Source organism: Pseudomonas sp. RIT-To-2 (genome assembly GCF_029623465.1).
Classification (GTDB): domain Bacteria; phylum Pseudomonadota; class Gammaproteobacteria; order Pseudomonadales; family Pseudomonadaceae; genus Aquipseudomonas; species Aquipseudomonas silvicola.
In genome coordinates, this window is the sequence record NZ_JAPYKM010000051.1 from 1 (window position 1) to 16,594 (window position 16,594).

Consider the following 16,594-nt stretch of genomic DNA (forward strand, 5'->3'; position numbering starts at 1 on the left):
AGCCTTGTCCTGGCGCATGGCCGGAGCCAGGCGCGTGGGGGCTTGCAGGGGCTCGAGCTGCTGCAGCCAGAAAGCCTCGCTGCGAGCAGCGTCCTGCTGCTGCAACCACTGGATATAATCGCGATACCGGGTCGCTGGGGCGCCTGGGAGAACGTCGACATAAGCCTGCAACACCTCACCCATCAACCGCGAGCTGCTCCACCCGTCGAGCAGGATATGGTGCTGGGTATAAATCAGGTGCCAGGTATCATCACCGGTACGGATCACCGCCAGGCGCAGCAATGGCTCGTGCAGAAGGTCGAAACCACGGCGGCGCTCAGCCTGGGCATATCCGGCCAGCTCGGCCTGTGCATCCGGGCGCTCACGCCAGTCCAGGGACACCACGGGGAACGACACGTGACGACGAATGACCTGAAGATGATGGCCCTGCACATCGATGAAGCTGGCGCGGAGCACTTCATGGCGGTCAACCACCCGTTGCCAGGCAGCGATGAACCGGGCCACATCCAGCCCCTGAGCATCAACGCGCATCTGGTTGATGTAATCACCCGCCCCCTGCGCCAGCAGGCTATGGAAGAGCATCCCTTGCTGCATGGGCGATAGCGGGTAGATATCCTCGATATGGGACGCAGGGATCGGCAGACCGTCCAATTGCGCTTGGACAAGCCCCGCCAAGGGCACATCAGACGGTGTGATACCGCCAGCGCCCTCGGCGCTGCAATGCTCGGTGATAGCGATCAGGCACTGCTCCAGTGCCAGGGCCAGGCCCTTGATGGTCGCCGCCTCGTAGACATCCCCGCTGTAAGTCCATTCCAGTTGCAGTGCGCCGTCGTACACCTGCCCATTGAGGCTCAGCCAGTTGCCCAGCGGCGCCTGTTCGCTGCGCGAACGGCCGGCATTCTCCAACGCAGGGGAGAACAACGCGCCATCCTCGGCAGCAAAGCTGCCATCGAATTGCCCCAGGTAGTTGAAGGTCACCCGCGGCTGCGGCAGCGCCTGCAAGGTCGCGCGGTTATCCGGTGTTCCCAGATAACGCAGCACACCGTAGCCCAGGCCACGGTCCGGAATAGCCCGCAATTGTTCCTTGACCGCCTTGATCGACGCTGGCAGCGAGTCGCCCGGTGTCAGGCGCACAGGGAACAGGCTGGTGAACCAACCAACCGTGCGGCTGAGGTCCGCGTCGAACACATCTTCACGCCCATGCCCTTCCAGCTGGATCAACACGGATGGCTGCCGGCTCCATTGGCACAGCACGGTGGCCAGTGCCGTCAACAGCAAATCATTGATCTGGGTGCGGTACGCAGCAGGCGCCTGCTTCAACAGACGCTGAGTGTGACGCGCGTCAAGGCGCGTCATGACGGTGCGCTCGTGTTGCCCGTCCTGACTGCCTTCGGCGTGATCCCTGGGCAATTCCTGCACGGGCTGGTCGAGCATGGCCTGCCATACGCCCATCTGTGCCTGCAGTCGGGGACTGACAGCGTGACGATGCAAGTGCTCGGCCCACTGCTGTAATGAACAGGTTCTGGCCAACGGCTGAGGCTGGCCGCCTTCGGCGAGTTGCCGGTAGGTGGTTTGCAAGTCTTCGAGCACGACTCGCCAGGACACACCGTCCACCACCAGGTGGTGAGCGATCAGCAGCAAGCGCTGCTGGCCGTCGGCCAGGTTTATCAGCACGCCCCGCAGCAACGGGCCATTCTCGAGGTCCAGGCTGGCCTGTGCTTGCTCGCCTACGGCTTGCAAGCCAGCCGTGTCCGCGACGTCGTGCTGCCACAGCAGGGTCTGGGGGTTCACTGGTTGGAATGATGCCGTCCATGCCTGGTCAGCGTGGGCAAAACGCAGGCGCAACGCATCATGGTGCTGCACCACCGTGAACAGGGCCTGCGCCAACGGTTCAGTCTCCAGGCGCTGGCGAGGGGCAAGCAACAAAGACTGGTTCCAATGATGCCGTTGCGGGATGTCGGCGTCGAAGAAACGGGCCTGCGCGGGCAGCAACGCCAACGAGCCCGTGACCGGCGCCTGCACTACTGGTTTTTTTGCTTCAATCCGCTTGACCACCTGGGCCAATGCACCGATGGACTGTTTCTCGAACAATTGCTTGGGGGTCAGTTTGAGGCCCAGGCGCTTAGCGCGGGCAACGATCTGCAGGCTGAGAATCGAGTCACCACCCAATTCAAAGAAGTTGTCGGCGCTGCCTACCTGATCCAGTTTGAGAACATCGGCCCACACCTGCGCCAGCGCACTCTCGATATCCCCCACCGGCGCCACGAAGCCACGGGCAACCACGCCTGGCTGGGGCAGGGCACGCTTGTCCACCTTACCGTTGGCGGTCAACGGCAAGCGTTCGAGCAATAGAATATGCGCCGGCACCATGTGCTCCGGCAATTGGGCCAGCAGGCGTTCCTGCAACGCGGGCACGGTAATGCCTGGCTCGACCACGCAGTACGCCACCAACTGCAGCCGTGCCTCATCACCCTCAAGCGGCAGCGCGTGTACGAACGCCTCGCGAACACCCGCGATGCCGGCAAGCAATTGGCCCACCTCCCCTGGTTCAACCCGGTAACCGCGGATCTTGACCTGGTCGTCGGCACGGCCGACAAAGCTGATGAGACCATCGTCGACGACCCTCGCCCTGTCCCCGGAACGGTACAACCGCTCGCCATCGGCATGGGGAACGAACCGCTCCGCTGTCAGCCCTGGCTGATGCAGGTAGCCTTGCGCCAGGCCGGCACCGCCCAGGTAAAGCTCACCTGTCACGCCCTGGGCTACCGGGTTGAGATAACGGTCCAGGATCCGGGCACGCCCATTGCCCAGGGGCAGCCCCACCGGGACGGCTCCTTCGCCCTGCCGCCGCACCACAGGTTCATGGGTAAGAATACCCACGGTTGTTTCGGTGGGGCCGTAGTGGTTGATCACCCGGCACCCTGGCTTGAGGCTGCGAATTTTATCCACCAGCGCCGCCGGGCACGCCTCACCGCCCAGGATCAGGGCCTGGGCCGGTAGCACATCGGCTGCCCGGGCCGCTTGCAACAGCCCTTGCAGATGGCTGGGCACTACCTTCAGCACACCGATCTGGTGCTCGGCCATGTAGGCCGCGAAACCGTCCGGGTCGAAGGCCAGGTCACGGGCCAGCAGATGCAGTTCCCGGCCCGAAGCCAGCGCCCCGAAGAGCACCGTATGCCCCAGATCCGCGGCAATGGTCGAGACCATGGCCATGCTGCCACCGGGTTGCAGCGCAAGGCGTTCCAGCACCCCCTGAACATAATTGGCCAACGCCTGATGGCTGATGACGACCCCTTTGGGCTGGCCGGTGGAACCCGAGGTGAAGATGATATAGGCCGGTTGAGCCGGGCTGATATCGACGGCCACGAACAGGTCGCTGCAATGGCTCCATTTTTCAGGTTCGAAGGCCAGGCCCTGACGGCCCGGCAGCCCTTGGAAGCGGTTGTCGCCGGGGGCATGGACAAGCATGGCCGCGCCGCTGTCCGTCAATAGTTGATGCAAGCGCTTGGCCGGCTGCTGCGGGTCGAGGGGCAGGTAAACCGCGCCGGCCTTGAACACGGCAAGCAGGCTCACGACCCACTCGATGCTGCGCTCCTGGCAGACTGCGACCACTGTGCCTGCCTGCGCGCCCTGACCGCGCAACCACTGTGCCAGGCGGTTGCTCTGCTGCTCAAGCAGCGCATGGGTCATGGTCTGCCCGTTACACTGCAGGGCAACGTCGTCGGCTTGCCGAGGGGCATGGCGCCATAACGCCAGGAAGTCGCTGAATGGGTAAGGTGCCGAATGCTCCGCTACTTGGCCCCCAGGTTCGGGCTGCTCGGCGATACGCGCGTGGGGCGTCTGGACCATGGTTTGCAACGTACGCAACAGCGACGCAGCGAGGCGCTCGATGGTAGTGGCATCGAACAGGTCGGTGGCGTAAGTGAAGAGGGCCTCGATACCCTGGGCCGAGTCAGTGAAATCCAGGGCCAGGTCGAACCGCGCGGCGCTTCCCTCGAGCGCGAATCCTTCAACCGCCAGGTCGCCCAATACATTACGCGCCTTGCCTGCGGCACTCAGGTTCTGGTTGAGCTTGAACTGAAAGAGCGGGTTGTGGCCCAGGTTTCGCTCTGGCACCAGCGCGTCGACCAACTGCTCGAATGGCAGGTCTTGATGAGCCTGAGCGCCCGTCACGACCGATTTGGCCTGCTCAAGCAGGTGCGCGTAGCTCTGGCTTTCATCCACCTGCACCCGCAGCACCTGGGTGTTGATGAAGAAGCCGATCAGCCCTTCCAGCTCGCTGCGGTTGCGCCCGGCGTTCGGTGCACCAACCCGGATATCGCCCTGCCCGGTGTGACGTGCCAGGACCACGGATACCGCCGCCAGCATCAACATGAAAAGCGTCTGGCCTTCCTTGCGCGCCATGGCCCGCAATGCCTCGGCCAGCACCGGTGGTACATCGGCCCGCACTACTGCGCCACGATAGCTGGGGGTGGCGGGCCGCGCGCGGTCCAGTGGCAGGGTCAATACTGGCTGCTCGTCCCCGAGCTGGGCCTTCCAATACGCCAGTTGCCGCTCGCCCTCGCCGGCCTCCAGCCAGGCACGCTGCCAAATGGCGTAGTCAGCATACTGAATCGGCAGTGGCGCCACGGGGTGCGCCTGCCCCGCCGCCAGCGCACTGTAGGACTCAATGAAATCCTGCACCATCAGCTCACTGGACCAGCCGTCGCAGACGATATGGTGCATGCACAACACCACCACGTGCTCGTCCGGCGCCAGGCGCAGCAACTTGACGCGCATCAAGGGGCCCGCGAGCAGGTCGAACGGCAATGCCACGTAGTCCTGTACCCGCTGGCGCAGCGAAGCGTCGTCCAGCCCGGCCGTGAAGGTCTCGATCTCCAGAACCGCAGGGGCCGCTGGCACAATCTCCTGGAAGAATTCGCCCTCCACGGCCCTGAATCGAGTACGCAGAGATTCATGGCGGTCCAGCAGGTGGGTCAACGCCCCCTGCATCGCCGACTCATTCACCGCACCGTGCAAACGCACAGCCATGGGTACGTTGTAAAAAGCGCTGTCGGGTTCCATCTGCCAGAGAAAGAACAACCGTTGCTGGGCATATGACAGAGGAACGGCCGACACCGCGTGGCGTGTGCTGGCGATGGGCAGCAGCCGGAAGCTTTGGCCCGTGGCGATCATCTTGTCGAGGATCTGCCGACGCTGGTCAACGGGAAGGCCCACGAACCGAGCGGCGATACGGTGTGCAGTGGTCTGGTCCATTTCAAACCTCCGCCAGGTCATTCATGAGTTTCTCGATATCGCTCAGGCCGTCGTTGTCGAGGGACAGGCCCTGGTCTTCCAGTGTCATGGTGAATTCGCTCAAAAGAGGTGACTCGAAAATAAGGCGCAACGGTATGTCGATACCCAACTGTGCGTTGATCCGGGAAACAGCCTGGGCGGCCAGCAATGAATGCCCTCCCAGTTCGAAGAAGTGATCGTTCAGCCCTACCTGCTCCAGGTTCAGCAGCTCGGCCCAGATCCCGGCTACCTGGCGCTGGCGGTCGGTCTGCGGCGCTGCGTAACCCGCCTGTACCAGGGCGATGTCCGGGGGTGGCAAGGCCTTGCGGTCGAGCTTGCCGTTAGGGGTCAGCGGCAGCCTTTCGAGCATCACCAGCCAGGCAGGAACCATATAGTCCGGCAAGGTCAGCTTGAGGTGTTCCTTGAGCGCTGCGCCCAGGCGTTGCTGATCCTCGCTGCCACGCAGTACCGCAGTGTCGACTGGCACTACATAGCCCACCAGTTGCCGGCCTCCCGCGCCTTCGGTATCGATTACCACCGTCTCGTGCACCGCCGGGTGGGCGTGGAGTCGTGCCTCGATTTCACCCAGCTCGATGCGCAGGCCACGTACCTTCACCTGGTGGTCAATGCGCCCGGCGTACTCGATCAAGCCGTCGGCGCGGTAGCGCGCCAGGTCGCCGGTACGGTAGAGGCGCCCTCCCCGGCCGCTGTCATCGAACGGATCAGGCAGGAATTTCTCGGCTGTCAGCCCAGGACGGCCAAGGTACCCACGTGCCAGGCCGTCGCCGGCCAGGCACAACTCTCCGGCGCCGCCCACATGCGCGGGCTGGCCAGCCACGTCCAGCAGATAGGCTGACGTGCCGGCAACAGGCCGGCCGATGTTGGCCTGCCCACCCGCCGTTCTCAGCGTCCAGGTGGAATAGGTGGTGTCTTCCGATGGCCCGTACAGGTCGTAGACCTGCTTGACGTGCCCAAGGCGATAGAGGGCATCGACCAGACTCTGCTTGAGCGGTTCACCGGCCAGGTTGATGGTATGAATCGACGCCGGTATATGGCCGGCTTCCAACAGTGCCTTGATGGCTGAAGGCACGGTATTGATCAGCTCAACGCTGTCCCTGGCCGGCAGGTACGGCAGCTCCAGCGCATTGCTGGCGAGTATCACCCGGCCGCCCGCGGCCAGGGTAACGAACAGCTCCCATACCGACAGGTCGAAGCAGACCGAAGTGGCGGCCAGCACTCCTTGCAATTGATGGGGCGGGTACACCGCGAGTGCCCAGTCGATCAGCGCGCTGACATTGCCATGCTCGATGAGCACGCCTTTGGGATGGCCAGTCGAGCCGGACGTGTAGATGCTGTACGCCAGGTTGGCGGGCGTCGCCCATGGCAGCGGATCGTGATCGGGAAAGTCTTCCAGTGCCGTCCGATCCAGCAACAACGTGCGTACTGCCTCACTGGCCGGCAACTGCGGGGCCAATGACGAGTGGGACAACAGCACAGGCGCGCAGCTGTCTTGCAACATGTAGGCAAGCCGCTCCCGCGGGTACTGGGGGTCGAGCGGTACGTAGCCCCCACCCGCCTTGAGCACTGCGAGCATCGCGACCACCAGGGTCGCATCACGCTCCAGCGCAATGGCCACTAGTACGTCCGGGCCGACGCCCAGTGCGCGCAACTGATGGGCGAGGCGGTTGGCACGCCGGTTGAGCGCGTCATAGGTATACGCCTGCTCACCTGTAATCAGTGCTTCGGCCTCGGGGGTTCGGCGCACCTGGGCCTCGAAGCGTTCATGCAGGCAATGCCCTGTCTTGACGCCAGGGGCCGCCCGGCCCCAGTCCTCGATGATCAACCGGTGCTCGGCGCGGTCAAGCAACGGAACCTGCGCCAACGCCTCGCGCGGTTGCCCGGCCACCGCCTCGAGCACATTGCACCAATGCCGGGCCATGCGTTCGATACGAGGTGAATCGAACAGGTCCGCAGCGAAATTGAATGTCGCGGTGACCCCGTCGGAGCGCTCCAGGGTATTGAGCATCAGGTCGAATTGAGCCGTCTGCTCGACCACCTCGACCTCTGCCACCCGCAAGCCGTGCAGGCTATGTGCCGAAACGTGCTCGCCGAAATCACGCAGGTGGTTGTAGGCCACCTGGAACAGCGGGTTATACCCCAGGCCGCGCTCTGGTCGCAGGGTTTCCACCAAAAGATCGAACGGCACATCCTTGTTGGCCTGGGCCTGCAAAGTCGTCTCCTTGACGTGGGCCAGCAGGTCCGCGAAAGGAGCGCGATGATCGACACCTACCCGTGCGACCACGGTGTTGACGAAGAAACCGATCAGGCCTTCCAGCTCCAGGCGGTCCCGATGGGTGACCGGCACGCCGATGTTCAGCTTTTCCCTGCCGCTGTACCGCGAAAGCAAAAGGGCGAAGGCACTGAGGAACACGTGGAACAAGGTCGCATTGGCATCGAGCGCCAGCGCACGCAGACGAGCGACCAGCGTGTCCGGCAGGCGGATGTCGACGCGCCCCCCGCGGTAGCTCTGCACTTGCGGGCGCAGCCGGTCGCCAGGGAGTTCCAGCAAGTCGAAATCGTCCTCCAGTTGCGCCTTCCAATAGGCCAACTGCTCCTGCCACAGCCCTTGTTCCAGCGCCTTGCGCTGCCAGGCGGCGTAGTCAGCGTACTGGATCGCCAGCGGTTGGCGCTCATGAGGCTGGCCGGTGGCGCAAGCGTTGTAGGCGGCGGCGAACTCGCGCACCATGATACTCATGGACCAGCCATCCGAGACGATATGGTGCAGCGTTACCGCGAGCACATGTCGATCTTCGCCCGTCTTGAACAAGCGTGCCCGCAGCAACGGCCCTGTGGCCAGGTCGAACACCGCGAACGCTGCCTGCGCGACCTGCTGGTCCACGGCGCTGCGAGGCTGATCGCTGAGGTCCAGGTAACCCAGTGGCACAGGAGCCTGAGGCAGGATGTGCTGCCATACGCCGCCTTCAGTCTCCTGAAATACCGTGCGCAAGGTTTCGTGGCGCGCCACCAAGGCGTCCAGCGCGGCCTGCAGGGCCTCAACGCGCAAGCCGCCCTCCAGGCTGACCACCAGCGGCGTGTTATAGGCGGTGCTCAGTGGATGAAGTTTCCAGAACAGCCACTGGCGGTGCTGCGCATGGGACAGCGGCAGAGGCTCTTGACGGTTGACAGGCTCGATGGCCAGGGCACCGCTCTGCCCACAGCGCGCGACCGCGTCGGCGAACGCTTGCAGGTCGGCGGTATCGAACAAGGTCCGCAACGCGACATCAACGCCCAACTGCTGCCTGACCCGGGAGACCACCTGGGTCGCCAGCAGCGAGTGGCCACCCAGAGAAAAGAAGTCGTCCTTCAAGCCAACCTGCTCGACCTGCAGCACCTGCGCCCAGATGCTCGCCAGGTGCACTTGCAACGGGGTAGCCGGGGCGACGTAAGTGGCCATGACGGCCGTGGGTTCGGGTAGCGCCTTGAGGTCGAGCTTGCCATTCACGGTCACTGGCAGGCGTTCGAGCAATATCAGATGGCTGGGGACAAACGGCTCCGCCAATCGCTGCTTCAACACTTCGCGCACCGACTCCAGCCAAGGGGTGGCGGTTTCCTGGCCTGATGCCGGTACCAGGTAGGCCGCCAGTTGCTGCGTGTCACCTTCGCCTGCCACCCGCACCACGGCACTGGCGACGCCGGGTACCGCCAACAGGCAGCGCTCGACCTCTGCGATTTCGATGCGGTGGCCACGGATCTTCACCTGGCCATCTCGGCGACCGCCAAACACCAGCTCACCGTGCCGGGTGTGACTCACCCAGTCACCGGTGCGGTAGTGGCGCGCGCCTTCCCCTTCGGCGTCGGGCACGAAGCGTTCGGCAGTCAACCCTGGCTGGCCCAGGTAGCCGCGTGCCAGGCTCGGCCCGCCAATATAGAGTTCACCGCGTGCACTCCCGGGTACAGGCTGCAGGGCGTCATCCAGGACTCGGGCGTGCACCCGCGCCAGTGGCCGGCCCAGCAAGGGCTGCCCATGAACTTCATGGGTCAACACCCCAACGGTGGTTTCGGTGGGCCCGTAGTGGTTGATCACCGTGAGCGCTGGCGAAAGGGTATTGATACGGCCCAGCAGGCCGGGCGAGCAGGCCTCGCCCCCCAGCACCAGGCACCGGCGTGGCAACGCCGCAGGCCCGGCGTCGAGCATCGCTTGCAGGTGCGACGGCACAATCTTGAGCAGGTCGACGGCGTTGCCTGCCAGGTAGGCCGCGAATGCCTCGGCATCCAGCACAGTGGCCTTGTCCAGCATGTGCAGGGTCTTGCCAGTGCACAGGGCCAGGTAAAACGCGGTATGGCCAAGGTCGGCCGCCGGAGTGGTGACCATGGCCAGGCTCTGCACTTCAGCCAGGGGCAAGCGCTGTGAAATACCGTACACGTAACTGCCCAGCGCGCCATGGCTGACCGCTACCCCTTTGGGCTGGCCGGTAGTCCCCGATGTGTAGATAACATAGGCCAGGTTGTCGGCACTGACTGTCGGCAACTGGCGCCGCTCGGCACCGCGCCACGGCGTGCCGACGGCGATCTGCCGAATGCCTTCGAGACCTTCGACCGCCCCTGCCAGCACCCGCACCTGACTGTCTGCCAGCATGAATTCGATACGCGAACGTGGCTGTTCGGGATCCAGAGGCAGGTAAGCAGCGCCAGCCTTGAGGATGGCCAGGATTGCCACCAGCATCTGTACCGAACGATCGGCGATCACCCCAACCCGCTCGTCTACCTGAACGCCTGCATCGAGCAGTACCTGAGCCAGCTCATCGGCCTGCTGATCAAGCGCTGCGTAAGTCATCGCACCCCCTGCCCCCACGGCCGCGATGCGTTCGGGGTGCTGGGCGGCTGCCTGTTCAATCAGGTGATGAATGCACGGTGAAGCCGGTGGGCTCGCGCGCTCCGGCGCCTGGGCGAGTGCCGGGTTACCGCTCAGGGGGAGCTCGCCGATCAGCGCCCCGCTGTGGCCGGTCAGACCTGCGAGCACTTGCAGCCAGTGCTGGCTCATCTCGACAATAGTCGTGGCGTCCAGCAAATCCTGGGCATAGGTGAAGGCCGCGTGCAGTGTGCCGGCGCTTTCGTAAGTGTCCAATGCCAGGTCAAAGCGTGCGCTATGCCGCGCCAAGCCGGCTTTCTGCACCACCAGCCCGGAGGCGGTGCGAATCTGACCGGCGTCGGCAACCACCGGCTGGTGGTTGAACAGTACCTGGAACAAGGGGCTGTGGCCGGCCCCGCGGCCCGGCGCGAGCACTTCGACCAGCCGCTCGAAAGGCATGTCCTGATGGGCCTGTGCACCCAGCGCGGTTTCCTTGACCCGCTGCAGTAGCTGGGGAACATCGATCAGCGGATCGATGTCGGTGTGCAACACCTGGGTGTTGATGAAGCAGCCGATCAGGCCCTCGACCTCGGCGCGGTGGCGGTTGGCCACCGGCACTCCTACGCGCAGTGCACGCTGGCCGGTATAGCGCAGGAGCAACACCTTGAACGCCGCCAGCAGCACCACGAACAGCGTGACCCCGTGCGCCCTGGCCAACTGCCGCAACTCATCGGCCAGCGCTTGCGGGACCTGCCATTCATGGCGTGCGCCCTGGTAGCTGGCGGTCGATGGGCGCGGGTAATCCAAGGGCAATTGCAGCGGCGCATGGTCGTCCCCCAGCTTGCCGCGCCAGTATTGCAACTGGCGGTCCTGTTCGCCTGCGCCGAGCCAGCTCCCCTGCCACAGGGCGTAATCGCGGTACTGCACGGGCAAAGGCAACAGCCCTGCATCGGTACCCGCACACGCTGCGTCGTAGAGACGCACGAACTCCTCGATCAGCACATTGAACGACCAGCCATCGGCGGCGATATGGTGCAAGGTAAGCAACAGCATGTGCTCGTCATCGGCCAGCTTCAGCAACTGCACCCGCATCAGCGGCCCGCGGACCAGATCGAACGGCGCGCGCGCCTCGGCATCGGCAACCTCGTGAGCGACCTGCTCCCGCGCCTTGGCCGCGAGTGGAGACAGGTCGCGACGGACAATCTCGACCCGCACACTCGCAAGCACCAGCTGCCGCACGTGCTCGCCGTCGGCGACAAAAACAGTGCGCAGTGTTTCGTGGCGCGCCGCCAATTGGTCGAACGCAGACTGCAGCGCATCGACATCCAATGCCCCCTGCAAGCGTACCGCCAATGGCAGGTTGTAGGCGGGGCTGAGCGGGTCCATCTGCCACAGGAACCACATGCGCTGTTGCGCACTGGACAAACCGTCGCGCCCCTGCACGTCGACACCGGCCGGGATGGGGAACAAGGAAAAATCAACGCCTTCTGCCTGCAGCCCGGAGAGGAACAACCGGCGTTTTTCCAAGGGCAGTTCGATAAAGCGACGAGCGAGTTTCAGTGCATCTGCGGCATTCATGCAGGGCGTCCTTGTGGAATAGGAAGCGGGGCTGTCAGGCCCGGTCAGTTCCAGAAGAACGAAACAGCAGCAGCCTGATTTAGCCGATAGGCCAAAAGCACATCGGCCCGAAATGGGCCGATGTGCAGAACAGCGTGGGCGTCAGGCAGAACGGCCTGCACCATGGCCCTCGGCCATGGCCACCACCACCTTGCGTGGGCCCGTGAACGGCGCGCGCGAGTGAGCTGCCAGCATGTTGTCCAGCATCAATACATCGTTCTCCAGCCAGGGAAAGCTGATGGTGCAAGCGTTGAGCACTTCCCTGACTTCGTCGAGCAGCGCATCCTCAAGCGGCGTGCCGTCCGCATAGTAGACATTGCGCGGCAACTCCCACTCGTCGTCCACCACCTCCAGCAGGCTTTCGCGCACCTCGGGCGGCAGGTTGGAGACATGAAACAGGTGCGCCTGGTTGAACCACACCATCTCTTGCGTATAGGGGTGGCGCGCTACCACCTGACAGCGCTGACGAGTGCGCAGCTCGCCATCGTCCTTCCACTCGCATTCGATGGCATGCGCACGGCAATAGGCCTCGACCGCTGCTGGGTCTTGCGTGTTGAACACCTGCTCCCACCCCACGTCCAGGCCGTTGCCATAGTTGCGCACGTACATCAGGCCCTTTTCCACCAGACGCTCACGGACCCGCGCGGGGATGCGTCGGTAGATCTCGCGACTGTCGGCAATAGGCGTCTCGCCACCGGTCTGGGCGGCGATCATGCTGTAGAACCAGATCTTCATCGGCCATTCCAGGGTGTAGGCCTGCTCGTTGTGCAGTGGAATGCTCTGGTGAGCCGGGTACTCGGTGGAGGTATAGACACCCTTGGTCACGTTGCTACGGGGGGTGGAACCGAACTCGTAATTGAGCAGCGGGTGCCCAAATGCCGAAGCGAAACCGCGGAAGGCTTCCGGCCCCCCGACGTCGAAACCGCGAAACAGCACGCCGCCGCTACGGTGCAAATGCTCGTTGACCCGTGGCGCCAGGCCCTCGAACGCCGACTGCAGGTCCATGCCAGGCTCGGGCGCGGTGACCACCATGGGCAGCAGACCACCGCCGGCCAGCAGCGGCTTGATTTCAAATTCCAGCACAGCGCTCATTTCGTCTCTCCTTGGGTGCGGGCGCGCCCTGTGGGGTGCCATGGGCCATTGCCATGGCGGCTAGAGACAAAAACGTTCGAGCAGAGGGGCAAATTAAGCATTTTGAAAGCGGTGTAGCCTGCTCAGATCGCCACGCGCACCACTTGATGCAGCCGATACAAAATCCCAAGGCTTCCCACTCGTTCATGACATGAACCCCCAGCAGGAACCTGCAATGACTTCAACATCCCCCCGCTCGCAGAGTGGCTACCGTCTGTTCGACCTGTACTTGCTTCGCCGCGAACCGTTGAGTGGTGCCCTTGTGCGCTTGGTGTTCAGCGGCCCGGACGCCCATCGCCTGCGTGCCCTTGCGCCCGATCAGCGGGTCAAGCTGCTGTTCCCCGCCCCGGATGGCAGTGCTGCGGCGCTTCCCCACGACGGCAACTGGCTGAGCACCCTGCGCAACCTGCCAGAGGAGCAACGTCCACCGATGCGCACCTACACCCTGCGCGGCGTACGTCCAGACCTGGGTGAAGTGGATGTGGAGTTCGTGCTGCACGGTGATACCGGCCCCGCCTCCACCTGGGCCAACCACGCACAAGCAGGCGCGCCACTGCAGATGGTCGCACCCAATGCCGACTTTCCAGGCGACCCCGGCGGCTACGAATGGAAACCGCCTCAGGGGCTGCGCAACGTGTTGCTGATTGGCGATGAAACAGCGCTACCGGCCATCGCCGGCATTCTCGAAGCCTTGGCCCAGGTGTCTCCCGCGCCTCAGGTACAGGCCTTCATCGAAGTGCCCCACGCCACCGATCAGTTGGACCTTTGCGCGCCGCCGGGCGCCCAACTGACCTGGCTACCCCGCGACACCTTGGGATTGAGCTATGGCGAAGGCCTGCAACGAGCCGCGAAACAACTGGCCACGCTGCCGGCCAGTGCTGGTCCGGGCGGCGGTGAGCAGACACTTGAGGACGTGGACATCGAAACTCAGATTCTCTGGGACCTGGCCAAGCCCGAGGGCAATCAGTTCTATGCCTGGGTCGCTGGCGAATCGGCCGCGGTGATGGCGATTCGTCGCCACTGGGTGGGCGAGCTGGGGCTGGACAAGCGGGCGTTGACCTTCATGGGGTATTGGCGGTTGGGCCGGGCGCTGGACTAGGCCCTTATGGCAATCCACCGGCCAGGCAACGGACCTGGCCGCGTCACGAACGCCGCGCAACATCAGGCACACCGCATGCACCGTCGACGCGGCCGAGTCCGCTGCTGCACTCAGGCGCTGAGCGGCGCGCGGTCGTGACGGACGCTTTCGTCGAGGTTGGCCTTGAGCAGGCGCAATACCTTGGCTTCGTGTTCGTGAATGAAGAAGTGACCACCCGGCAGCATGTCCAGGGTGAAACTGCCTTGGCCTTCCTGCTGCCAGGCGACCAGTTGCTCCTGGCTGGCCCTGTCTTGCGCGCCGCCGAGCACATGCAACGCGCACGTCAGGGGTGGGCGCGCCCGGTACTGGTAGCGGCCACACATGAGGAAGTCGGCCCGCAGGATAGGCAAGGTCAACTCCATGAGTTCCTGGTTGGCCAAGACTTCAGGCGGCGTGCCCTGCAAATCGCGCAATTGCTCTTTGAGTTCATCGTCGCTCTTGGGGTCGGCGAAACCGCGTTCGTAGTCTTCCCGGCGCGTCGGCGCCGCCGTGCCCGAGGCGATCAATGCCAGCGGTTGCGGTGCGCCACCCTCACGCAGGGCGTGGGCCATTTCGAAGGCCAGCAACGCCCCCAAGCTGTGCCCGAACAATGCGTACGGCCCAGTGATCCTGGGCAGCACCTCCCTGGCCAGTTGCCGGCCCAGGGCGTGCATATCCGTCTGCAACGCCTCGCCCAGCCGCGCGCCACGCCCGGGCAGTTCCACCGGCACCACGCTCAGCCATGCCGGCACCGCGCGCCGCCAACGGCTGTAGACCATGGCGCTGGCGCCAGAGTACGGCAGGCAGAACAATTGCACATTCGCCATGGTCAGGGCCTCAGTGAGTGGCTTGGGCGGCTTGCTCTTCCATGTGCTTGCGCAGGCTCAGGGGGCGCATGTCGGTCCACACTTCTTCGATGTAGGCCAGGCACTCTTTCTTGAAACCGCTCTTGCCGACGGTGCGCCAGCCATTGGGCACGGCTTTGTAGTCGGGCCAGATGGAGTATTGCTCTTCGTGGTTGACCACTACCTGGAACAGGATGTCTTCGCGGTCGAATACGGAGGTCATGGTGTTTTTCCTTGAGTGGAGGGTGGGTGTGTTATCAAGACGTTTGTGGGCTGATGGAAATTAGCGGTTGCACCGCTCAACGTGAAGTTCTTCGCGTCGTCGCTCACCCCAACGCCGCTGCCAGAGCCCGAGCAAAAATCCCCGCCACTTCATCGATCTGCTGCGCAGTGATGATCAACGGTGGCAGGAACCGCACCACGCTGCCATGGCGCCCGCCCAGTTCGATGATCACCCCGCGCTTGAGGCATTCACGCTGAATGCGGCTGGCCAACGCCGGGTCCACGGGCGGGTGCCCCAGCACGTCCGGCTTGCCGCTGGGGTCGACGATCTCGACACCCAGCATCAACCCGCGGCCGCGCACGTCACCCAGTTGCGGGGTGTGGCGCTGCAGGCCCTGCAGGTGTTCGCGCAGGCGCTGGCCCATGTCGGCAGCATGCTGCACCAGGTTTTCCGACTCGATGTAGCGGATGACGGCGGAGCCGGCGGCCATGGCCATCTGGTTGCCGCGGAAGGTGCCGGCGTGCGCGCCCGGCTGCCAGGTGTCGAGCCAGTCGCGGTAGACCATCACCGACAACGGCAGGCTGCCGCCGATGGCTTTGGACAGCACCACCACGTCGGGAACGATGCTGGCGTGTTCGAAGGCGAACAGTTTGCCGGTACGGCCGAAGCCGGTCTGGATTTCGTCGACGATCATCGCCACGCCGGCGCGGGCGGTGATTTCACGCACACCGCGCAGCCAGGCGTCGGCGGCCGGAATCACCCCGCCCTCGCCCTGCACCACTTCCACGATCACCGCCGCGGGCGGTTGCACGCCGCTTTCCGGGTCGTTGAGCAGGTTGTCCAGGTAGCGCAGGTTGACGTCCACGCCCTGCTGGCCACCGAGGCCGAACGGGCAGCGGTAGTCATACGGGAACGGCATGAACTGCACGCCCTGGCTGAGCAGCGCGCCCAGGGGCGTCTTGGCCTTGAGGTTGCCCATCAGGCTCAAGGCGCCCTGGCTCATGCCGTGGTAGCCGCCCTGGAAGGCGATGACCGTGCTGCGGCCGGTGGCGATGCGCACCAGCTTCAGCGCAGCCTCCACCGCGTCGGTGCCGGTGGGGCCGGTGAACTGGATCTTCGCCTGCTTGGCAAATGCCGGCGGCAGTACCGCGAACAGGTCCTGGACGAAACGGTCCTTGACCGGGGTGCTCAGGTCCAGGGTGTGCAGCGGCAATTCGTCGTCCAGCACCTGGCGAATGGCGTCGATCACCACCGGGTGGTTGTGGCCCAGCGCCAGGGTACCGGCCCCGGCCAGGCAGTCGATGAAAGTACGCCCCTCGACGTCTTCGACGTGAATGCCACGGCCGCGCTTGAGCGCCAGAGGGATACGCCGCGGGTAGCTGCGCGCGTTGGACTCCTGCAGTTTCTGGCGCGCCAGGATGGGGTTGTCCTCGAACTGGTAGTCCTTGTCGGCGACGTCGCTGCTGCCTGGTTTTTCGGCCAACACTGTGCTCATTGCTGTGCTCCTGAAAGAGAAGATAAAAAGCCGAGGGAGTGCC

At 64.3% G+C, this 16,594-nt stretch carries 7 protein-coding genes; 1 reads left to right on the forward strand and 6 read right to left on the reverse strand.

The window, feature by feature from the left end; all coding sequences use genetic code 11:
• From QBK88_RS28395 to QBK88_RS28405, 3 genes are all read right to left on the reverse strand, one after another.
• The coding region (locus tag QBK88_RS28395) for a non-ribosomal peptide synthetase (protein WP_277964675.1) at positions 1-5,256 on the reverse strand (5,256 nt) is incomplete at its 3' end.
• A 1-nt stretch (position 5,257) separates the two neighbouring features.
• The gene (locus QBK88_RS28400) at positions 5,258-11,701 is read right to left on the reverse strand and encodes a non-ribosomal peptide synthetase (protein WP_277964676.1); all 6,444 of its coding nucleotides are present in this window, start codon (positions 11,699-11,701) and stop codon (positions 5,258-5,260) included.
• Positions 11,702-11,842: 141 nt separating this feature from the next.
• Positions 11,843-12,832, reverse strand: a complete 990-nt coding sequence (locus QBK88_RS28405; RefSeq protein WP_277964677.1) for a TauD/TfdA family dioxygenase — start codon at positions 12,830-12,832, stop codon at positions 11,843-11,845.
• Positions 12,833-13,046: 214 nt separating this feature from the next.
• On the opposite strand from QBK88_RS28405, the gene QBK88_RS28410 reads away from it, so the two are divergent.
• Positions 13,047-13,970, forward strand: a complete 924-nt coding sequence (locus tag QBK88_RS28410; protein ID WP_277964678.1) for a siderophore-interacting protein — start codon at positions 13,047-13,049, stop codon at positions 13,968-13,970.
• A gap of 110 nt (positions 13,971-14,080) precedes the next feature.
• Here the strand turns inward: QBK88_RS28410 and QBK88_RS28415 are convergent, their stop codons facing one another.
• The 3 genes from QBK88_RS28415 to QBK88_RS28425 all read right to left on the reverse strand — a co-directional run bounded on the left by QBK88_RS28415 (position 14,081) and on the right by QBK88_RS28425 (position 16,551).
• A complete protein-coding gene (locus tag QBK88_RS28415) occupies positions 14,081-14,815 on the reverse strand; it encodes an alpha/beta fold hydrolase (RefSeq protein WP_277964679.1) in 735 nt (244 codons plus the stop codon).
• Between the two features lie 10 nt (positions 14,816-14,825).
• The gene (locus QBK88_RS28420) at positions 14,826-15,056 is read right to left on the reverse strand and encodes an MbtH family protein (RefSeq protein ID WP_158158254.1); all 231 of its coding nucleotides are present in this window, start codon (positions 15,054-15,056) and stop codon (positions 14,826-14,828) included.
• Between the two features lie 103 nt (positions 15,057-15,159).
• Positions 15,160-16,551 (reverse strand): aspartate aminotransferase family protein, encoded by a 1,392-nt coding sequence (locus QBK88_RS28425; protein ID WP_277964680.1) that lies wholly within the window; start codon positions 16,549-16,551, stop codon positions 15,160-15,162.
• Between the last annotated feature and the right edge of the window lie 43 nt (positions 16,552-16,594).

What these genes read in the sequence shown, in the direction of transcription:
- QBK88_RS28405 (WP_277964677.1), bottom strand. Translation starts at nt 12,832, where the DNA reads ATGAGCGCTGTGCTGGAATTTGAAATCAAGCCGCTGCTGGCCGGCGGT.
- QBK88_RS28415 (WP_277964679.1), bottom strand. Translation starts at nt 14,815, where the DNA reads ATGGCGAATGTGCAATTGTTCTGCCTGCCGTACTCTGGCGCCAGCGCC.
- QBK88_RS28410 (WP_277964678.1), top strand. Translation starts at nt 13,047, where the DNA reads ATGACTTCAACATCCCCCCGCTCGCAGAGTGGCTACCGTCTGTTCGAC.
- QBK88_RS28400 (WP_277964676.1), bottom strand. Translation starts at nt 11,701, where the DNA reads ATGAATGCCGCAGATGCACTGAAACTCGCTCGTCGCTTTATCGAACTG.
- QBK88_RS28420 (WP_158158254.1), bottom strand. Translation starts at nt 15,056, where the DNA reads ATGACCTCCGTATTCGACCGCGAAGACATCCTGTTCCAGGTAGTGGTC.
- QBK88_RS28425 (WP_277964680.1), bottom strand. Translation starts at nt 16,551, where the DNA reads ATGAGCACAGTGTTGGCCGAAAAACCAGGCAGCAGCGACGTCGCCGAC.